The following is an 18,914-nucleotide window of genomic DNA, read 5'->3' as shown; positions in this document are numbered from 1 at the left end:
GGTGCACATCATGTGCGGGGTAATCGGAGTCGTTTCCAATTCGGCGGCCAATCAGCTTTTGTATGACGGACTGATGGTGTTGCAGCATCGCGGCCAGGACGCGGCAGGCATCGTGACGGCGGAGGAAAGCCGTTTTCACATGCACAAGGGGCAGGGGCTGGCGCGCGATGTCTTCCGCACGCGCGACATGCGTAACCTGCTGGGCGACATGGGCGTGGCGCACGTGCGCTATCCCACCGCCGGAAGCGCGTCGTCGTCGGCCGAGTCGCAGCCGTTCTACGTGAATTCGCCCTACGGCATCGTGCTGGGGCACAACGGCAACCTTACCAACACCCACGAACTCAAGGAATCGCTGTTCCGTTCCGACCTGCGTCACGTCAACACCAACTCGGATTCCGAGGTGCTGCTGAATGTGCTGGCGCATGAACTGCAGGTACGTGCTTCCGGGCGGCAATTGAATCTGGACACGATCTTCGGTGCCGTGTCGGGCGTGCATGCGCGCTGCAAGGGCGCCTATGCCGTGACAGCCTTCATCGCCGGCTACGGCCTGCTGGCTTTCCGCGATCCCTACGGTATCCGGCCGCTGGTGATCGGGGTCAACGATCAGGTCACGCCGCACGAATACATCGTCGCGTCGGAGAGTGTGGCGATCGATACGCTGGGCTTCCGGCTGCTGCGCGACGTGGCCCCTGGCGAAGCGGTGTTCATCGATTACCAGCGCAAGCTGCACAGCCGCCAGTGCAGCGACAAGGCGGTGCTCAATCCCTGCATTTTCGAGTATGTGTATCTCGCCCGCCCCGACTCGGTGATGGACGGCGTTTCGGTCTACAGCACGCGCCTGGCCATGGGAGAATCGCTGGCCGAAAAGATCAAGCGCGAATTCTCCCACCTGAAGATTGACGTGGTCATCCCGATTCCCGACACCAGCCGGCCCTCGGCGCTGCAACTGGCGAATCATCTCAACGTGCCGTACCGTGAAGGCTTCATCAAGAACCGTTACATCGGCCGCACCTTCATCATGCCGGGGCAGGCGCTGCGCAAGAAGTCGGTGCGGCAGAAGCTCAACGCCATCGGCGAGGAGTTCAAAGGCAGGAACGTGCTGCTGGTCGACGATTCCATCGTGCGTGGCACCACCAGCCGCGAGATCGTGCAGATGGCGCGCGATGCCGGCGCCACCAAGGTGTACTTTGCTTCGGCCTCGCCGCCGGTGCGTTACTCCAACGTGTACGGCATCGACATGCCGACGCGCAACGAACTGATCGCCAATGGCCGCAGCGACGAGGAAATTGCGCGCGAAATCGGCTGCGATGCGCTGATCTACCAGGATATCGATGCCATGGTTGCGGCAGTCAGGGCGGGCAATCCGGCGATCCCCGATTTCGATACCTCATGCTTCGACGGCCGCTACATCACGGGCGATGTCACGCCGGAGTACCTGAACTACGTCGAGGCGATCCGCAACGGCGAAACCCCGCCGCCCTCGGCGCTGTCGACCCAGCAGCTCGACCTCAACCTGGCGACGAATAACGGTTGACCCTGGCCGGCGCCGGGCGTACATTGTCCCTGCGCCGATTTGAACCTCAGCTTGCGGGCGCTTGATAAATTCGGCTAAAGCGTCGTCGCCTGGGAAACCCCGATACGCTTGCCGTTCGGGGTTTTTTATTTTGGAAGCGAACATGAACAACGACGAATACGACATCGAGACGCTGGCGGTACGTGCCGGCACCGTGCGCAGCCAGTTCAACGAACACTCGGAGGCGATGTTCCTCACCTCCAGCTTCATGTTCGGCAGCGCAGCGGAAGCGGCGGCGCGCTTCAAGGGCGAGCAACCCGGCCCGATCTATGCGCGCTTCACCAACCCCACCGTCAACATGATGGAGACGCGGCTGGCCGCGCTGGAGGGGGCCGAACGCTGCGTGGCGTTCGCGTCGGGCATGGCCGCGATCCTCGCCACCGTGATGGGCCTGATGAAGGCGGGCGAGCACGTCGTCGCGTCGCGCTCGATCTTCGGTTCGACGGTGCAGCTGTTCTCCAACATCCTCGGCCGTTTCGGCATCGAGACGACCTACGTGTCGCCGACCGACCCGGCGGAATGGCGTGCGGCGGTCAAGCCCAACACGAAGCTGTTCTTCGTCGAGTCGCCTTCGAATCCGCTCACCGAGGTCAGCGACATCCGGGCACTGGCCGACATCGCCCACGCGGCCGGCGCATGGCTCGCGGTCGACAACTGCTTCTGCTCGCCGGCGCTGCAGAAGCCGCTCGAACTCGGTGCCGACATCATCATCCATTCCGCCACCAAGTATCTCGATGGCCAGGGCAGGGTGCTCGGCGGTGCGGTGCTCGGCAGCCAGGCGCTGATGGAAGGCGTTTACACCTTCCTGCGTACCGCCGGGCCGACGCTCTCCGCGTTCAACGCCTGGGTGATCCTGAAGGGCATGGAGACGCTCTCGCTGCGCATGGAGGCGCATTCGAAGAATGCCCTGGCGCTGGCGCGCTGGCTGGAAGCCCGGCCGGAAGTGGCGCGTGTGTGGTATCCCGGCCTGCCCTCGCACCCGCAGCATGAACTGGCGATGGCGCAGCAGAAAACCGGCGGCGGGATCGTGTCGTTCGAGCTCAAGGGCGGCAAGGATGCCGCCTGGAAGCTGATCGACGCGACGAAGCTGCTGTCGATCACCGCCAACCTGGGCGATACCAAGACCACCATCACCCATCCGGCCACCACTACCCACAGCCGCATGACGCCGGAGCAGCGCGTTGCGGCCGGCATCGGCGACGGGCTGGTGCGCATCGCGGCTGGGCTGGAATCGGTGGCTGACATCCAGGCCGACCTGGCACGCGGGCTGGCATGAGGAAAGCGCTGATCGGCCTGTTCGTGCTGTGTGCAGGGACTGCGCGCGCGGCCGACATGACGGTGCTGCGTTATGTCGACCAGGATCCGGGGGGGCCGCCTTATGTGACGCGCATCCTGGTGACCCCCGCTTTCATGCGCATGGACAGCGGCGAGGACACGGGCGATTTCACCCTGCTGGACCGCAAGAAGCGTGTGGTCATCAACATCATGCGCGACAGCCGGCTGGCGATGGTGTTTGCGCCCGGCGCGCTGCCGCCGAAGCCCGTCGGCTGGAAGCCCGGACTGGTTGAGGACAGGGTCGAGCGCGGCGGCAGGCATTTCACGCTTACCGTGAAGGGCGTCGTCTGCAGCGAAGGCATCGCCGCCCGGCACGCCCTGGATGCGGCGCGTGCGATGGCCGAGCAGAAGACCATTCTGGCTGCGACCCAGTACCGCGTGTGGAAGGCATCGCCGCCGGAGCTGCAGCACGACTGCGATCTGGCGAATCAGGTATGGAACGCGGGAGACACGCTCACGCTCGGCCTGCCGCTGGAGGAGCGCGAGTTTACCGGCCGGACCCGGACATTCGAGAGCGAAACCCGGCAGCCGGCGAATCCCGAACTGTTCCGCGTGCCGGAGGGCCTGGCGCAGGTCAATGCGCCCTCATAAGACATGGCGCAGGTCAATGCGCCTTCATAAGGGACAGCGCAGGTCAGCGCGCCGTCACAGGCCCCCGATCCTGAGCGCGCAGCCCGCGGCGTCACATACCACATAGCCCCAGCGGGCATACCAGTCCGGCACCACCCAGCGCTCGCATTTGCGGCCGTCGACCTGATGGGCGTGCTGCGCAGGGCGATGGGTATGGCCGTGGATCAGGCGGCCGGCTCGGTGTTCGCGCATCACACGCACCACTTCCGCCTCATTCACATCCATGGTCTCGGCAGCCTTGTGCGCCTTGGCCGCTTCGCTGCCCGCCCGTGCCTGGCGTGCCATGCGGCTACGTAACGTCCGCGGCAGGCGGCGCAACAGCGCGCGCGTCAGCGGATGACGGACCCGGCGGCGGAAATCCTGGTAGGCCGTGTCGTCGATGCACAGGGTATCGCCGTGCATCAGCAGCGTCGGCATCCCATACAGGTCGATCTGGGTCGGGTCGGCGAGCAGCGTCATGCCGGAACGCGCGGCGTAGCGCCCGGCCAGCATGAAGTCGCGGTTGCCGTGCATGAAGTACACCGGCGTGCCGGCAGCGACCAGCGCCGCGAGCCGCTGCGCCGTGTCGTTTGCCACCGCTTCATCGTGGTCGTCGCCGATCCAGGCCTCGAACAGGTCGCCCAGGATGTAGAGCGCGTCCGCACCGGCAACCTCGTCCTGCAGGAAGCGAAAAAAACGCCCGGTGGCAGCCGGGCGTTCGTCGGTGAGGTGCAGGTCGGCAACGAAATAGGTGCGGCCTGCGCCTGGTTTTGAGGTCAGGCTCACCGGCCGGTCAGGCGATTTCGGCCTTCGTGATCACCACGTCCTCCAGCGGCACATCCTGGTGCCCCGCGCGATTGCCGGTCTTCACCTTCTTGATCGCGTCGACCACGTCCATGCCCTCGACCACCTTGCCGAACACGGCGTAGCCGTAACCCTGCGGGGTGGGCGCGGTGAAGTTGAGGAAGCTGTTGTTGGCGACGTTGATGAAGAACTGCGCGGTGGCCGAGTTGGGGTTGGGCGTACGCGCCATGGCGATGGTGTAGGCCTCGTTCTTGAGGCCATTGGAGGCTTCATTCTCGATCGCGTCGCGGGTGGGTTTCTGCGTCATGCCGGGTTCGAAGCCGCCGCCCTGGATCATGAAGCCGTCGATCACGCGATGGAAGATCGTGCCGTCGAAAAAGCCGTCACGCACGTATTGCAGGAAGTTTTCCACCGTCTTCGGCGCCTTTTCGGCGTCGAGTTCGAGGGTGATGATGCCGTGATTCGTATGCAGCTTGACCATGTGGAGTCCTATGGAAAATTTACAGGGATGAGTGGGCTCGAGGCCGCGTTGCAGGCACCGCGAGGGCTGCCTTTATTATTTTTTTGTCGGTTGGGCGGAACCCGACACGGGTTTGCCCGCCGATTTGGTTGCCTGGCCACCGAGCATGTTCTGGATCAGCTTGAGCCTTGATTGTGCGGCCTGGTTGCCATTGTCCAGTGCCAGAACCTTGCCATACTCGATCGCCGCCATTTTGGCATAAATGTCACCGAGGTTCTCGTGCGCGGTGGCGTAGTCGGGATGGGTTCGAATGGCCATTTCGAGGGCATTCCGGGCCAGTTCGTAGCGGCCCTGCGAAGCATAGAGCACGGCCAGGTTGTTGTAGGGTTCGGGCAGCTCGGGATAATTCTCGGTCAGGCCCTTGAACACATCGATGGCATCGTTGGTCTTGCCCAGGTCGCCAAGGATCAGGCCTTTCAGGAACAGGGCTTGCGCATCCTTCGGCTTGTTGGCCAGATAACGGTTGGCCCGGTCGAGCGCGGCGGTCAGTTCACCCTTGCGGAACTGCAGGTTGATGTCCTGGATTTCATCGGCCTGCACGGGGAGGCCGATGAGCATGACGCCGGCAATAACGGCGGCAAGGAAACGTGGCAAGGCCATGTGATATGCTCGGATCATCTTTGGAAGCCGGCATTCTAACAACATCGACCCCGCTAAGACAGTCGGTGCGCCGCCCCGGACCGCCCCCTGACATTTCGCCCCAGGCCTGTTTGCACCATGCTGCACATTACCAATTCCCTCACGCGCACCAAGGAAGAGTTCGTCCCGCTCACGCCAGGCGTCGTCCGCATGTACGTCTGCGGCATGACGGTATACGACCTGTGCCATCTGGGCCATGCACGAGTGTTCGTGGTGTTCGACATGGTGACGCGCTGGCTGCGCGCCAGCGGCTACCGGGTCGAATACGTCCGCAACATCACCGACATCGACGACAAGATCATCAAGCGCGCGCATGACAATGGCGAAACGCCGGCCGAACTGACCGGGCGCTTCATTGCCGCGATGCATGAGGACGAACGTGCGCTGGGGGTGCTGCCGCCAGACCACGAACCGCGCGCCACCGAGTACGTGGCGCAGATGCTGGCGCTCATCGGACAACTGGTTCGCAATGGCCTGGCTTACCCGGCGCCCAACGGCGACGTGTACTACAGCGTGCGTGCCTTTCCGGCATACGGGCGGCTATCCGGGAAAAGCCTCGATGAATTGCGCGCGGGCGAGCGCGTGGACATCGATCCCAACAAGCGCGATCCGATGGATTTCGTGTTGTGGAAAGCCGCCAAGCCCGGCGAGCCGGCATGGGAATCGCCATGGGGACCCGGGCGTCCCGGCTGGCACATCGAATGCTCCGCGATGAGCGCAGAACTCCTTGGCCAGCATTTCGACATCCACGGTGGCGGCCAGGACCTGCAGTTTCCCCACCACGAAAACGAGATCGCCCAATCCGAGGGTGCCCATGGCTGTACCTTCGTCAACTACTGGCTGCATAACGGCTTTGTCCGCGTGGACAACGAGAAGATGTCGAAGTCGCTCGGCAATTTCTTCACCATCCGGGAGGTGCTGGCGAAATACGATGCCGAGGTGGTGCGCTTTTTCATCCTGCGAGCCCATTACCGCAGCCCGTTGAACTACTCGGATGCGCACCTCGATGACGCCAAGGGTGCGCTGACGCGGTTGTACACGGCGTTGAAGAACGTACCTGTCAATATGGCCGCCCCAGACTGGACGCAGCCGACCGCCCAGCGTTTCAAGGCGGCGATGGACGACGATTTCAATACCCCGGAGGCGCTTGCCGTCCTGTTCGAACTGGCCGGCGAGGCCAACCGCGGCGATATCGCCGCCGCGACGGCGCTGCGCAGCCTGGGCGCGGTGCTCGGCCTGCTGCAACGCGAGGCCGCGGATTTTCTGCAGGCCGGGAGCGCGACCACCGGCTTGTCCGAAGCCGAGATCGAAACATTGATCGCAGCGCGTCAGGCGGCGCGCAAGGCGAAGGATTTTGCCGAGTCCGACCGTATTCGAGACACGTTGGCGGCGGCCGGCATCGTGCTGGAGGACGGCGCCGGCGGGACCGCCTGGCGCCGTGCCTGAACGGCCTGGCGTGGGCGGGGTGGCAGTGTGTACCGCCACGGCAGGATAATGGCCGCATGACATCCCGTGCTCTCGTCTTGGTAGGCGCCATGAATTGGGACAGACCCGATTGGCGCGGCAGCTTCTATCCGGAAGATCTGCCGGATGATTGGATGTTGTCTTATTACAACACGCAATTCCAAGCGGTCTACCTGCCGGCGGCTATGTGGCAGACCGCATCGGATGCGAACTGGGCCCAATGGTTGAGCGATACTCAGGACGGATTTTGTTTCGTGCTCGAGCCGGGCGACGCCGGGACGGTGCCACCGGTTTCGCCCCGCGTCCTGCTGGCGACGTCCGCATGGACGGCGGCGCATGTCTGGTGGCTGGACTCGACACCAGACATGCGCGCGCTGGCGCAGCGCATTACGCAACAAGCGACAACCGGCGAGTCGCTCTTCGTCTTCAGCCAGAGTGGCGACCTCGTGCAACTGGAGCGGGTGAATAACCTGAAGCAGGTCATGGGTTATTGAACAGGCGGGAAAACGCCTGCCAATGGCGGCGGAGGGCCTAGCTTCGGTAGAATGCGGCCTCAACTAAAAAACAGGCCCGATTTCTTGCAAAACGACATTCTGGTCGAGATCGAAGATGCTGTATTTGGCTATGGCGCCCGGCCGGTTCTGAAGGGCATCAACCTGACCGCCAAACGGGGGCAGGTCGTGGCCATCATGGGCAGCAGCGGTTGCGGCAAAACCACCCTCCTGCGCCTGATCGGCGGCCAGATCAAAGTCGGCCAGGGCACGGTGCGCGTGGCGGGCGAGTCGCTGGGCGAGCTCGACCGGGCCGGCCTCTACCGGGTGCGTCGCAAGATGGGCATGCTGTTTCAGTTCGGCGCGCTGTTCACCGACATGTCGGTGTTCGACAATGTGGCTTTCCAGCTGCGCGAGCACACCGACCTGCCGGAAGACGTCATTCGCGACCTGGTGCTGATGAAGCTGCATGCCGTCGGTTTGCGTGGTGCCGCCCACCTGATGCCCGCCGAACTCTCCGGCGGGATGGCACGGCGCGTGGCGCTGGCCCGTGCGATTGCGCTGGAGCCCTCGCTGGTGATGTACGACGAGCCGTTTGCCGGCCTGGATCCCATTTCATTGGGCGTGACCGGCAATCTGATCCGGCGCCTGACCGACACCCTGGGGCTGACTTCGTTGGTGGTTACGCACGACGTGCAGGAATCGCTGAAAATCGTCGACTATGTCTATTTCGTCTCCGAAGGCGTGATCGTGGCAGAGGGCACTGCAGCGGAGATCCGGGCGTCCGGACTCCCCTATGTGCATCAGTTCGTGCATGGCGAGTCCGACGGGCCGGTGCCGTTCCACTATCCGGCGCCGCCCTACGTCGACGACCTTAGGTTGGGAGCGCAGAGTGCTTAAGCAGGCTATCGAAAATCTGGGCAATCACACCATACAGGGCGTCTGGCGCATCGGCTTCGCCAGTCGTTTCTTCCTGTCGATGCTGCTGCATTCGGGAACCGCGTTTCGCCGCTTTGGCTTGACCATCCGCGAGATGTATTTCACCGGCGTGCTCTCGCTCATCATCATCCTGGTGTCGGGCTTGTTTGTCGGCATGGTGCTCGGCCTGCAGGGCTATGAAACCCTGCAGCGCTACGGCTCGGAGTCGGCACTGGGCACGCTGGTGGCGCTATCCCTGGTGCGCGAGCTGGGGCCGGTGCTGGCCGGGCTGCTGTTCGCCAGCCGCGCCGGGTCGGCCATCACCGCGGAAATTGGCCTGATGAAGGCAACCGAACAGTTGTCGGCGATGGAAATGATGGCCGTCGATCCGATCGCTCGCGTGGTGGCACCACGCTTCTGGGCAGGGGTGATTTCGATGCCGCTGCTGGCGGCGTTGTTCTCGGCCATGGGCGTGCTGGGCGGCTACCTGGTCGGTGTGAAGCTGATCGGCGTGGACGAAGGATCGTTCTGGTCGCAGATGCAGGGGGCCGTCGATTTCGAGCAAGACATCCTGAACGGCGTCATCAAGAGTGTCGTGTTCGGTATTGCCGTCACCACCATCGCGCTGTTCGAGGGCTATGATGCGCCGCCTACCGCCGAAGGCGTGTCGGGCGCCACCACGCGCACCGTCGTGACCTCCAGCCTGGTCGTGCTGGCACTGGATTTTATCTTGACCGCATTCATGTTCCGGGGACTCAATTAAATGAACAGGACCGTACTCGATTTCTGGGTGGGATTATTCGTCATCGCGGGCATCGGCGCGTTGCTGTTCCTGGCGCTCAAGGTTGGCAGCATGAGTACCGTAAATTCTGCAGACAGCTATGAAGTCATTGCCGACTTCCAGAACATCGGCGGCCTCAAACCTCGTGCACCAGTCAAAAGCGCGGGGGTGGTCGTGGGCAGGGTGGCGGATATCCGCTTTGACAATGAAAAATACGAAGCTGCCGTCACGCTTCGCCTGGACAAGCGCTATGCTTTCCCTAAGGATACCTCAGCGGCCATCATGACTTCGGGCCTGCTGGGCGAGCAATATGTCGGGCTGGAAGCCGGCGGCGACAGCCAGAAACTGAAAGACAAGGATCGGATCCTGATCACGCAGGACGCGGTGGTGCTGGAAAATCTGATCGGCCAATTTTTATACGGTAAGGCTCAAGAAGGGGCGCCAAAATGACACGCAACACTCTGACCCGCACACTCCTGGCAGCTGGCATGCTGCTGACCGCTCTGCCTGGCGAGGCCGAGACCATCAACTTGCAGCAGGCTGTGGAAATGAGCCTGGCAGCCGATCCGCGCATCAAGGAACGCGAACAGGTCGTCGAAGCCGCACGCGGCATGGTGCAGGAGGTTCAAGGGAATGCCGGCTGGCGGCTCAGCGCCAATGCATTCGTCGGGCTGGCACCGCAAGTCGAAGGCGGGTTTTATCAGGGCGGGAGCTTTAGCGGGACCGTGCCGCGCACCGATGGAGACGAATTCCATGGCTTGTCCGACTGGACGCACCTCGATTTCGCGCTGATCAAGCCGCTCTTCACCTTCGGCAAGATCGAACATTACGGCGAGGCCGCGCAGGGCAATGTCGACCTCAAGCAGGGCGAACTCCGGCAAACGCGTACCAATACGGTGTACGACACCAAGCGTGCCTATTTCGGCTATCTGACCGCGCGCGATACCCGGGTTTTTCTGGAAGACATGCAGGACCGGCTGAACCAATCCATCGAGTCGGTTCAACGTAATCTCAAGAAGGAAAACGGTGAGTCCAAGCAGTCCGACCTGTATGCGTTGCAGACTGCGAAAGGCTTGCTCTCCAAGTATGTGAATCAGGCACGTGCCGTCGAGAAAATCAGCCTGGACGGCTTGAAAGTGTTGACCGGAGTGGGTCTGAAGGAAGACCTGACCGTGGCGGACGAGCGCATCGCGCCGGTACCCTTCCCGCAGATCGATCTGGCCGAATTCCAGGCGCGCGCCCTGCAGGACCGTCCGGAAATGCAGCAGCTCGAAGCCGGATTGCGCGCCCGCCGTGCCCTGGTGGCGGCCAAGAAGGCGGATCGCATGCCGGACGTATACGCAGGTGTGATTGGACAGTTCAACTACGCTTCGCAGCGCGATCGTCTGGATAATCCCTACATCAACGATCCCTTCAACGGGGGCGGTCTCACGCCGGTGGTGGGCGTGAAGTGGGATACGATCTTCGGAGCCGCTAATGCGCGCGTCAATCAGGCCCAGGCCGAGCTGGAAGCGCTCAACCACAAGAAGGCGTTTGCGGTGGCGGGTATTCCGTTCGAAGTGGGCGAAGCCTATATCAATGCCCAGGCTAACTTCAATGCGCAACGCGAACTGAGCGAGGGCGCCACGGCCGCGCGGCGCTGGATGGTGGCGTCGCTGGCCGATTTGTCAGCCGGGCTGGAAAGTGCCGACAAAGTGGCCGACGCGATCAAGAGCTATGTCCTGGTGCAGACGGAATATCTGCGTACGGTGAACGACTACAACATGAATGTGGCGCAATTGGCGCGCCTGACGGGTGAACTCAAGTAACGCGATCGCGTCTACTTCATAACCGATTTCCCGTATATCCATTAAATTCGAATAGGACAGAGTTATGTTGCGCACGTTTTTTCTGCTTCTGGCACTGGTGTCGGGATTCAGCACCCCGGTGCTGGCCGCAGATACGCCGCCCGATGTGCTGGCGCGCAGCACCACGCAGGAAGTGCTTGCCATCCTGAAGCAGGACAAGGAGATCCAGAGCGGCAACCTGAACAAGGTATACCAGCTGGTCGAAGCCAAGATCCTGCCTAATTTCGACTTCAATCGCATGACCCAGCTGGCCGTCGGCAAGCACTGGCCGCGCGCCACTGCCAACCAGAAGCAGGCGCTGGTGACCGAATTCCGGAATCTGCTGGTGCGGACGTATTCCAGCTCGCTGACGGCCTTCACTAATCAGACAGTCGAATTCAGGCCGCTGACGATGAAGCCGGACGATACCGACGTGACTGTGCATTCCGAAATCCGCCAGCCCGGCGGGCAACCGATTCCCATCGACTACAGCATGTACAAGACCAGCTTCGGCTGGAAAGTCTACGACGTGTCGATCGACGGCGTCAGTCTGGTCACCAATTACCGCGCTTCCTTTGCCAGCACCATCCGTCAGAGCGGGATCGATGGCCTGATCAAGACCCTGGCCGACAAGTCCGCACGCAGCGCGCCCCAGCCGGCGCCGCGTTCCGGCTCGTGATCGCATGCGACGACACATGCTGTCGCATCGCCGGTGCGGTGACGGTCGACAGTGTGGGCGGCCTGCTGCGCGAATTGCAGCCCCAGCTTGCGCGCGGGGTTGAAACCCTGGATTTCAGCGAGGTCGAGGCGGTCGATTCGGCTGCGCTCGCGCTCATGTTCAGCGCCATGCGGCAAGCCCGCCAGGCGAACCGTACGCTGACCTGCACCGGCCTGCCGTCCAGTTTCACCACGTTGGCGGAGCTGTATGGCGTATCGGATCTGCTTCCGACATGAGTCAGGCGACGCCCGCCATCCACGTCGACGATCTGCGCAAGCGTTTCCGCACTACCCAGGCCTTGGACGGCGTGTCGCTCGACATCCAGCCGGGTGAGTTCTTTGGCCTGCTGGGCCCCAACGGGGCGGGCAAGACCACCCTCATTTCGATTCTGGCCGGACTTGCCCGGGCGGACGCCGGCCAGGCCGCCATCATGGGCCACGACGTGGTGCGCGATTACCGCCAGGCGCGCCGTGCGCTCGGGGTGGTGCCGCAGGAGCTGGTCTACGATCCTTTTTTCAATGTACGCGAAACCCTGCGCATCCAGTCCGGCTACTTCGGGCTCAAGCACAACGACGGCTGGATCGACGAGATCATGCATCATCTCGATCTTGCCCAGCATGCCGACAAGAACACGCAAAGCCTGTCGGGCGGCATGAAGCGCCGCCTGCTGGTGGCGCAGGCGCTGGTGCACAAGCCGCCGGTCATCGTGCTCGACGAGCCGACGGCCGGGGTCGACGTCGATTTGCGCCGTTCGCTGTGGGAATTCATCAGCCGTCTCAACCGCGAGGGACACACCATCCTGCTGACCACGCATTACCTAGAAGAAGCCGAGGCGCTGTGCGGCCGTATTGCGATGCTGAAGAGCGGCCGGGTCGTCGCCTGCGATACCACGCGCAACCTGCTGCAATTGACCAACGAGCACTGCGCGCAACTGCGGCTGGATAGGGACGACGTGCCGGTCGCGTGGCAGGACCGCCTGCTGCGCGACGCGGAGGGCAGCTGGCGCATCAATTTCAGCGAGTACCGTGAACTGGAAACCCTGCTGGCCGACCTGCGCGGCGCGGGGGTGCGCGTGACCGAAATGCACTTGCAGGAACCGGATCTGGAGGATGTCTTCACGGACATCATGAAGCGCACATGAGCGGATTCTCGGCGCTGTTTTACAAGGAACTGCTGCGCTTCTGGAAAGTGGTGGTGCAGACCGTGGTCGCCCCGGTGGTGACGGCGCTGCTGTATCTCCTGATCTTCTCGCATGTCCTTGAGGCGCACGTCGAGGTCTATCCCGGCGTTTCGTACACCAGTTTCCTGGTGCCGGGACTGGTAATGATGAGCATGCTGCAGAATGCCTTCTCCAACAGTTCGTCCAGCCTCATCCAGTCGAAGATGCAGGGCAATATCGTGTTCGTGCTGTTGCCGCCGCTGTCGTATCTGGAGTTCTTCCTTGCCTATCTCGGCGCGGCGATCCTGCGCGGGCTGATCGTCGGGCTCGGCGTATGGGTAGTGACGCTGTGGTACGCGCCATTTCAATTGCCCCATCCGGTTTGGCTGTTGGCGTACGCGCTGCTGGCTTGTGCCATCATGGCTGCGGTCGGCATCGTGGCGGGTATATGGGCGGAAAAATACGACCAACTGGCGGCGTTCCAGAATTTCCTCATCCTGCCGCTCACTTTCCTGTCCGGCGTGTTCTACTCGATCCACTCGCTGCCGCCCTTCTGGCAGGCCGTGTCGCGTGTGAACCCCGTGTTCTACCTGATCGACGGCTTCCGCTATGCGTTTGTCGGTCAATCCGACACCGATCCCGGGCTCGGCCTGCTGGTCGCCGGGGCCTGCTTTGTGGCAATATCCGCCCTCACTCTGATGCTGCTGAAGAGCGGCTACAAACTCAGACATTAGTATTGCGAAAGACGAGGCAAGACAAGCATGGTTACTCCCGACGACATCAAAGGCTGGATCACCGAGAAACTGCCGTGCGACCACATCGAACTGGACGGCGACGGCCAGCATTTCCAGGCTGTGATCGTCAGTCCGGCCTTCAGCGGCAAGAACATGATCCAGCAGCACCGGCTGGTCTATGATGCGCTGGGTACCCGCATGCACGCGCAGATCCACGCGCTGTCGATGAAGACCTACACCCCTGAAGACTGGGCCGCCCGCTGAATGGATGCGCTGCTGATTCACGGCGGCAACCCGCTTGCCGGTGAGGTGCGCATTTCCGGCGCCAAGAATGCCGCGCTGCCGATCCTGACGGCGAGTTTGCTGACTGCCGAACCCTTGAGGCTCGGCAACGTGCCGCATCTCAAGGACATCAGCACCATGCTGGCGTTGCTCGGCCACATGGGCGTGCGCGTCACCCTGGACGACAAGAATCACGTCACCCTGTCCGGCGAATCGATCCCGCACAAGGAAGCGCCCTATGAAATGGTGAAAACCATGCGTGCCGCGATCCTGGTGCTGGGGCCGACGCTGGCGCGCTTCGGTGAGGCACGCGTCTCATTGCCTGGCGGCTGCGCCATCGGCTCGCGCCCGGTCGACCTGCACATCAAGGGCCTGCAGGCGATGGGTGCCGACATCAATATCGAGCATGGCTATATCCATGCGCGCTGCAAACGCCTGCAGGGCGCGCGCATCGTGATGGACATGGTCACCGTGACCGGCACCGAGAACCTGATGATGGCCGCCACGCTGGCCGACGGCACGACCGTGCTGGAAAATGCCGCGCGCGAACCCGAGGTGGTCGACCTCGCACGTTGCCTGGTCGCGATGGGCGCCAAGATCGAAGGCGCCGGCAGCGATGTCATCACCATCCACGGCGTCGACACGCTGCACGGCGCCGAGTATGCCGTCATGGCCGACCGCATCGAGACCGGCACTTTCCTGGTGGCCGCTGCGATGACGGGTGGGCGCGTGCGTGCCACTCACGCCCAGCCCGATACGCTGGAAGCGGTGATAAGCAAGTTGCGCGAGGCCGGGGCCCAGGTAAGCGTCGGCGAGGACTGGATCGAAATCGACTCCGATGGCAAGCTGAAGGCAGTTGACGTGCGTACCGCGCCGCACCCGGCCTTTCCCACCGACATGCAGGCGCAGTTCATGGCGATGAATGCCGTCTCCGACGGCGCAGCCAGCGTCACCGAAACCATCTTCGAGAACCGCTTCATGCACGTGCAGGAATTGCGCCGCCTGGGTGCCAACATCGAGGTATCCGGCCACACGGCGCTGGTGCGTGGCGTGCCGCGGCTCGATGGCGCCATCGTGATGGCGACCGACCTGCGCGCCTCGGCCTGCCTGGTGCTGGCCGGGCTGGTGGCGGCCGGCGAGACCACCATCGAGCGCATCTATCACCTTGATCGCGGCTACGAACGTATCGAGGAAAAACTGACGCAACTGGGCGCGCGTATCAAGCGGGTGCACTGAATTGACATCCCCAAGCCCGTTCGGGCTGAGCTTGTCGAAGCCCATGTGCCCAGTAATATGAACCTTGCAGGCAAGCCCTTCGATAGGCTCAGGGCGAACGGCAATTTTATTGAAGCGCCCTGACGGCGGAATATTCAAACATGAGCAACACCGGCATCACGCTGGCCCTGTCCAAAGGCCGCATCTTCGAAGAAACGCTGCCACTGCTGGCGGCGGCCGGCATCACGCCGACCGAGAACCCCGAGTCCTCGCGCAAGCTCATCATCGGCACCAACCGTGCCGACGTGCGGCTCATCATCGTGCGCGCAAGCGATGTGCCGACTTATGTGCAATATGGCGCCGCCGACCTCGGCATCGCCGGCAAGGATGTGCTCAACGAACATGGTGGCAACGGCCTCTATCAACCGCTCGATCTGCAGATCGCACGCTGTCGCATGATGGTCGCGGTACGCGAAGGCTACGACTATGCCGGAATGGTGAAGCAGGGCGCACGCATCCGCGTCGCGACCAAGTACGTCAATGCGGCACGCGACCATTTCTCCAGCAAGGGCGTGCATATCGATCTCATCAAGCTCTACGGCTCGATGGAGCTGGCGCCGCTGGTCGGATTGTCCGACGTCATCGTCGATCTGGTCTCCACCGGCGGCACGCTCAAGGCCAACGGACTGGTTGCGGTCGAGCACATCAGCGACATCAGTTCGCGTCTGGTGGTGAACCAGGCCGCGCTCAAGCTCAAGCGGAACCTGATCCAGCCGGTGATCGATGCGTTCGCTTCGGCTGTCACCGCCGGCAGCACACGTTAAAGCGTTTCGCACGCCGTGACGATCGAATACCGCCGCACGGCAGGGAATTAGCATGTGCGGGATTGCAGGCGTCGTTTCAGCCAACCCGATCGAGGCAGCCCTGCTCGACGACATGACGCGGCGCCTCGCCCATCGCGGGCCGGACGGGCAGGGGAGGCATGTGGCAGGCAATGTTGGCCTATTGCATACGCGGCTTGCCATCATCGATCTGGAGGGCGGCGCGCAGCCGCTCTACAACGAGGACCGCAGCCTCATCCTGGTCGCCAACGGCGAGATCTATAACTACCGCGAATTGCGCTCCGAACTGGAAACGCTCGGCCATCGCTTCGCCACGCATTCCGACTGTGAAACCATTCTGCACGGCTACGAGGCCTGGGGGATCGCTTTCCTCGACCGCCTGCAGGGTATGTTTGCCTTTGCGCTCCACGATGTGCAGCGCGGAGAACTGATCCTGGCGCGCGACCGGCTGGGCATCAAGCCGTTTTACTACTGCCGCGACAGCCGAGGACTGGCGTTTGCATCCGAGATCAAGGCGCTGCAACCCTGGTTGGGGAAGCCTGAGGTCGATCCCCAGGGTCTTGCCCAACTCCTGCAGTCCAATTTCACCTGCGCGCCGCGGACGCTGCTGCAGGGCGTGGCGAAATTGCCGCCCGCGCATCTGGCCCGGATCGATACCCGTACCCTGACGATCGAATTGCATGCCTACTGGTCGCCGTTGCAGGTCACCCCGCTCGATCTTGGCCTGGACGATGCGCTGGAGCATTTCGACGTCTTGATGCGGGACGTGATGGACATCCATATGCGTGCCGACGTCCCGCTGGGCCTGTTCCTCTCCGGGGGCGTCGATTCTTCCTTGCTGGCCGCCCTGCTGGCGCAGCGGATGGCTGAGCCTCTGCGTACGTTTTCGGTGGGCTTCCCGGGCAGTTCGGTGCACAACGAGCTTGACGCGGCGCGGCGTGTCGCCGAGCAGTTCCATACCCGTCACAGCGTATTCGAGGTGAGTGCCGACGATATGCTGAACTGCCTGCCGCGCAGCGTGTGGGCGGCCGACGATCTCACAGCGGACTATGCCAATTTGCCGGTGTCGATGCTGGCCGAACAGGCTGGTGCAGAACTGAAAGTGGTGTTTTCCGGCGAAGGCGGGGATGAAGTGTTCGCGGGCTACGGGCGTTATCGTTCACCCTGGGTCAAGCGAGCCTGGGCGGCGATGCGTGTCCCCGGCAGCGGCGGTTTCCGCAGCAAGGGCGTCTTCGACGGCACCCGCGCTGCATTGTTCAGTCCGCGGCTAGCCGAAGCCCTGCCCGGCTGGCGGCAACCCTTCCAGCAGGCGTGGCAGCGCACCCCGCGACAGTGGACACGGCTGCAGCGCATGCAATGCGTGGATCTGGAAACCTGGCTGCCGGACGATCTGCTGACCAAGGCCGACCGTATGCTGATGGCCTGGGGCATCGAAGGCCGTGTGCCGTTCCTCGACCACCGGGTGGTCGAATTCGGCCTGGCGTTGCCGGATGCTTACAAGATCGAGGGACGCACCGGCAAGCGCTTCCTGCGGCTGTGGGGCGAGCGCTATCTGCCACGCGAGCATCTATGGGCGCGCAAGAAAGGATTTACTGTCCCGGTAAACGACTGGCTGCGCGGCGAACGGTTACAGACGCTGCTCAAAGTCCTGCCGGAAGCGGACGGGATCCGTGCCTGGTTCGACCCATCCGAGGTCCGCAAGCTGCTGCGTGCACAACAGCAGGGTGGCCGGCATGGCAGTGCGATATGGACGCTGCTCAGCTTTGCCGTCTGGCACCGCATCTTCGTCGAAGGTGCGGGAGAAAAACCCGCCGACCAGTCGGACCCGCTGGCTTTCATTGCATGAAAGTCCGGAGTGGTGCGGTACTATCCACCCTGCCGGATGCACGGTGCATCCGTCGATAAAGTCTAGCGATGAAATCCTTTTTCCGCCCCGCAACCTGGCCACCCGTCGTCCTCGCCTGGTCGTTCCTCCTGCTGCTGCCGTTCGGCCGTTCGTCCGAGTTGCCCGTGTTCATCATGGCCATCCTGGGCGGCATGCTGATCTGGCGGCATGGCAAGCAGGTCGTGTGGGAGGGCGGCGCCAAGACCTTCAGCCTGCTGTTCCTGTGCATCTGGATCCCCATGGCGCTGTCGGTGCCGGATTCCATCTGGTTCACCAAATCGCTCAGTACCGCGCTCACCTACCCGCGTATTTACTTTGCCGGCATCTATCTGATCTGGATGCTGCACGAAAACCTCGCGCGCCAGCGCCTGCTTAAGCTGTCGGCGTGGCTGATGCTTTTCTGGACCCTGGATGCCCTGATCCAGGCTGCAGTCGGCTACGACCTGCTTGGCTATGCCTACCCCGACCGGCTGAATGGCCTCTATGGCCCGCACGACTGGAAGCTCGGTCTGACGCTTGCCATGCTGTCGCCCATCGTGTGGGAATATGTTTCCCGTCATGGCGCCAAATGGCGCCTGGCTTTGGCCTGGCTCGGCACCGCAACGGTCGTTCTGCTCGCCAGCAACCGCGAAAGCTGGATCGTCTTCGCCATTGCCACCCTGATGTGGAGTTGGGTGTACGCCAGGCGGCTGGGTTTTCATCCGGCCCGGCTATTGGTTCCCATTATGCTGATCGCCGTCGTGGCGGGATTTGGAACCTACCAGGTCAACCCCAAGTTTGCCCAGCGCATGAACCAGTCCATTGAAGCAATGGACTTCAGTTACGAAGGCCTGAATGCCGCCAGTTCCCAGCGTTTGCATTTGTGGCGCAACGCATTCACGGTGCTGGAGCATTATCCGGTTAATGGTGCGGGTGTCCGCTCGTATCGCTACGCCTACCCCCAATTTGCCGAGGCGGAGGATCCTTTTCTTAGTCCTGACGGGACGGGGCAGATCTATGCTCACCAATTGTTGCTGGAGGTGGGCTCTGAAACGGGGTTTATTGGCCTGGCAGGGCTGCTGGTGTTTTTTGTGTTGTGTATGCGAGCAGGTTATCGACTAGATGAAAATAATTCACTTC

At 62.6% G+C, this 18,914-nt stretch carries 21 protein-coding genes; 18 read left to right on the top strand and 3 right to left on the bottom strand.

Annotated features, from left to right (window positions below; genetic code table 11):
* Nucleotides 1–10 precede the first annotated feature (10 nt).
* The 3 genes from purF (at nucleotide 11) to ABT23_RS08215 (ending at nucleotide 3,499) form a co-directional block, all read left to right on the top strand.
* Entirely contained in the window at nucleotides 11–1,534 is a 1,524-nt protein-coding gene (gene purF / locus ABT23_RS08225) for an amidophosphoribosyltransferase (protein ID WP_296633543.1), read from the top strand.
* 142 nt (nucleotides 1,535–1,676) lie between these two features.
* Nucleotides 1,677–2,849: an O-succinylhomoserine sulfhydrylase gene (locus ABT23_RS08220; RefSeq protein WP_296633541.1), complete on the top strand. Its 1,173-nt coding sequence runs from the start codon at nucleotides 1,677–1,679 to the stop codon at nucleotides 2,847–2,849.
* The gene (locus tag ABT23_RS08215; RefSeq protein WP_296633539.1) at nucleotides 2,846–3,499 is read left to right on the top strand and encodes a hypothetical protein; all 654 of its coding nucleotides are present in this window, start codon (nucleotides 2,846–2,848) and stop codon (nucleotides 3,497–3,499) included. The genes ABT23_RS08220 and ABT23_RS08215 overlap by 4 nt, the downstream gene beginning before the upstream one ends.
* Nucleotides 3,500–3,553: 54 nt before the next feature.
* Here ABT23_RS08215 and ABT23_RS08210 read toward each other — a convergent pair whose 3' ends face one another.
* The 3 genes from ABT23_RS08210 to ABT23_RS08200 form a co-directional block, all read right to left on the bottom strand.
* On the bottom strand, nucleotides 3,554–4,303 hold the full coding sequence (locus ABT23_RS08210) for a UDP-2,3-diacylglucosamine diphosphatase (protein ID WP_296633538.1): 750 nt from the start codon (nucleotides 4,301–4,303) through the stop codon (nucleotides 3,554–3,556).
* Between the two features lie 7 nt (nucleotides 4,304–4,310).
* Nucleotides 4,311–4,802, bottom strand: a complete 492-nt coding sequence (locus tag ABT23_RS08205; RefSeq protein WP_296633536.1) for a peptidylprolyl isomerase — start codon at nucleotides 4,800–4,802, stop codon at nucleotides 4,311–4,313.
* Nucleotides 4,803–4,877: 75 nt separating this feature from the next.
* Nucleotides 4,878–5,441, bottom strand: a complete 564-nt coding sequence (locus ABT23_RS08200) for a tetratricopeptide repeat protein (RefSeq protein ID WP_296633534.1) — start codon at nucleotides 5,439–5,441, stop codon at nucleotides 4,878–4,880.
* Nucleotides 5,442–5,558: 117 nt separating this feature from the next.
* Here ABT23_RS08200 and cysS point away from each other — a divergent pair, with 117 nt between their 5' ends.
* From cysS to ABT23_RS08125, 15 genes are all read left to right on the top strand, one after another.
* The gene (gene cysS / locus ABT23_RS08195; RefSeq protein WP_296633532.1) at nucleotides 5,559–6,926 is read left to right on the top strand and encodes a cysteine--tRNA ligase; all 1,368 of its coding nucleotides are present in this window, start codon (nucleotides 5,559–5,561) and stop codon (nucleotides 6,924–6,926) included.
* Between the two features lie 89 nt (nucleotides 6,927–7,015).
* Nucleotides 7,016–7,438, top strand: coding sequence for a DUF72 domain-containing protein (locus tag ABT23_RS08190; protein ID WP_296633531.1), 423 nt, complete (start codon nucleotides 7,016–7,018; stop codon nucleotides 7,436–7,438).
* 84 nt (nucleotides 7,439–7,522) lie between these two features.
* A complete protein-coding gene (locus ABT23_RS08185) occupies nucleotides 7,523–8,335 on the top strand; it encodes an ABC transporter ATP-binding protein (RefSeq protein ID WP_296633529.1) in 813 nt (270 codons plus the stop codon).
* On the top strand, nucleotides 8,328–9,116 hold the full coding sequence (gene mlaE, locus ABT23_RS08180) for a lipid asymmetry maintenance ABC transporter permease subunit MlaE (RefSeq protein ID WP_296633528.1): 789 nt from the start codon (nucleotides 8,328–8,330) through the stop codon (nucleotides 9,114–9,116). The genes ABT23_RS08185 and mlaE overlap by 8 nt, the downstream gene beginning before the upstream one ends.
* A complete protein-coding gene (gene mlaD / locus ABT23_RS08175; protein WP_296633526.1) occupies nucleotides 9,117–9,584 on the top strand; it encodes an outer membrane lipid asymmetry maintenance protein MlaD in 468 nt (155 codons plus the stop codon).
* Nucleotides 9,581–10,942, top strand: a complete 1,362-nt coding sequence (locus ABT23_RS08170; protein ID WP_296633525.1) for a TolC family protein — start codon at nucleotides 9,581–9,583, stop codon at nucleotides 10,940–10,942. The genes mlaD and ABT23_RS08170 overlap by 4 nt, the downstream gene beginning before the upstream one ends.
* A 64-nt stretch (nucleotides 10,943–11,006) precedes the next feature.
* Nucleotides 11,007–11,639 carry a phospholipid-binding protein MlaC gene (locus tag ABT23_RS08165; protein ID WP_296633523.1) on the top strand — a complete coding sequence of 211 codons (633 nt, stop codon included), beginning with the start codon at nucleotides 11,007–11,009 and terminating at the stop codon, nucleotides 11,637–11,639.
* Nucleotides 11,636–11,914 carry an STAS domain-containing protein gene (locus ABT23_RS08160; RefSeq protein ID WP_296633521.1) on the top strand — a complete coding sequence of 93 codons (279 nt, stop codon included), beginning with the start codon at nucleotides 11,636–11,638 and terminating at the stop codon, nucleotides 11,912–11,914. Before ABT23_RS08165 ends, ABT23_RS08160 begins: the two co-directional genes overlap by 4 nt.
* The gene (locus ABT23_RS08155; protein WP_296633519.1) at nucleotides 11,911–12,819 is read left to right on the top strand and encodes an ABC transporter ATP-binding protein; all 909 of its coding nucleotides are present in this window, start codon (nucleotides 11,911–11,913) and stop codon (nucleotides 12,817–12,819) included. Before ABT23_RS08160 ends, ABT23_RS08155 begins: the two co-directional genes overlap by 4 nt.
* Nucleotides 12,816–13,571, top strand: coding sequence for an ABC transporter permease (locus tag ABT23_RS08150; protein ID WP_296633517.1), 756 nt, complete (start codon nucleotides 12,816–12,818; stop codon nucleotides 13,569–13,571). The genes ABT23_RS08155 and ABT23_RS08150 overlap by 4 nt, the downstream gene beginning before the upstream one ends.
* A 27-nt stretch (nucleotides 13,572–13,598) precedes the next feature.
* A complete protein-coding gene (locus tag ABT23_RS08145; RefSeq protein WP_296633516.1) occupies nucleotides 13,599–13,835 on the top strand; it encodes a BolA/IbaG family iron-sulfur metabolism protein in 237 nt (78 codons plus the stop codon).
* The gene (gene murA / locus ABT23_RS08140; RefSeq protein WP_296633514.1) at nucleotides 13,836–15,089 is read left to right on the top strand and encodes a UDP-N-acetylglucosamine 1-carboxyvinyltransferase; all 1,254 of its coding nucleotides are present in this window, start codon (nucleotides 13,836–13,838) and stop codon (nucleotides 15,087–15,089) included.
* A gap of 140 nt (nucleotides 15,090–15,229) precedes the next feature.
* Nucleotides 15,230–15,892, top strand: coding sequence for an ATP phosphoribosyltransferase (hisG, locus tag ABT23_RS08135; RefSeq protein ID WP_296633513.1), 663 nt, complete (start codon nucleotides 15,230–15,232; stop codon nucleotides 15,890–15,892).
* A 52-nt stretch (nucleotides 15,893–15,944) separates the two neighbouring features.
* A complete protein-coding gene (gene asnB / locus ABT23_RS08130) occupies nucleotides 15,945–17,756 on the top strand; it encodes an asparagine synthase (glutamine-hydrolyzing) (protein WP_296633511.1) in 1,812 nt (603 codons plus the stop codon).
* A gap of 173 nt (nucleotides 17,757–17,929) precedes the next feature.
* Nucleotides 17,930–18,914: O-antigen ligase family protein (locus ABT23_RS08125; RefSeq protein ID WP_296633510.1), on the top strand; the 985-nt coding region annotated here is incomplete at its 3' end.

Source organism: Thiobacillus sp. SCN 63-57 (genome assembly GCF_001725555.1).
Lineage (GTDB): Bacteria > Pseudomonadota > Gammaproteobacteria > Burkholderiales > Thiobacillaceae > Thiobacillus.
Note: the sequence above shows the minus strand (reverse complement) of the source record. Positions and strands in the feature narration are given on the sequence as shown.

Coding starts and splice junctions, on each gene's coding strand:
- purF (WP_296633543.1), top strand. CDS start 11: ATGTGCGGGGTAATCGGAGTCGTTTCCAATTCGGCGGCCAATCAGCTT.
- ABT23_RS08220 (WP_296633541.1), top strand. CDS start 1,677: ATGAACAACGACGAATACGACATCGAGACGCTGGCGGTACGTGCCGGC.
- ABT23_RS08215 (WP_296633539.1), top strand. CDS start 2,846: ATGAGGAAAGCGCTGATCGGCCTGTTCGTGCTGTGTGCAGGGACTGCG.
- ABT23_RS08205 (WP_296633536.1), bottom strand. CDS start 4,802: ATGGTCAAGCTGCATACGAATCACGGCATCATCACCCTCGAACTCGAC.
- ABT23_RS08200 (WP_296633534.1), bottom strand. CDS start 5,441: ATGGCCTTGCCACGTTTCCTTGCCGCCGTTATTGCCGGCGTCATGCTC.
- cysS (WP_296633532.1), top strand. CDS start 5,559: ATGCTGCACATTACCAATTCCCTCACGCGCACCAAGGAAGAGTTCGTC.
- ABT23_RS08190 (WP_296633531.1), top strand. CDS start 7,016: ATGAATTGGGACAGACCCGATTGGCGCGGCAGCTTCTATCCGGAAGAT.
- mlaD (WP_296633526.1), top strand. CDS start 9,117: ATGAACAGGACCGTACTCGATTTCTGGGTGGGATTATTCGTCATCGCG.
- ABT23_RS08170 (WP_296633525.1), top strand. CDS start 9,581: ATGACACGCAACACTCTGACCCGCACACTCCTGGCAGCTGGCATGCTG.
- ABT23_RS08165 (WP_296633523.1), top strand. CDS start 11,007: ATGTTGCGCACGTTTTTTCTGCTTCTGGCACTGGTGTCGGGATTCAGC.
- ABT23_RS08155 (WP_296633519.1), top strand. CDS start 11,911: ATGAGTCAGGCGACGCCCGCCATCCACGTCGACGATCTGCGCAAGCGT.
- ABT23_RS08150 (WP_296633517.1), top strand. CDS start 12,816: ATGAGCGGATTCTCGGCGCTGTTTTACAAGGAACTGCTGCGCTTCTGG.
- ABT23_RS08145 (WP_296633516.1), top strand. CDS start 13,599: ATGGTTACTCCCGACGACATCAAAGGCTGGATCACCGAGAAACTGCCG.
- murA (WP_296633514.1), top strand. CDS start 13,836: ATGGATGCGCTGCTGATTCACGGCGGCAACCCGCTTGCCGGTGAGGTG.
- hisG (WP_296633513.1), top strand. CDS start 15,230: ATGAGCAACACCGGCATCACGCTGGCCCTGTCCAAAGGCCGCATCTTC.
- asnB (WP_296633511.1), top strand. CDS start 15,945: ATGTGCGGGATTGCAGGCGTCGTTTCAGCCAACCCGATCGAGGCAGCC.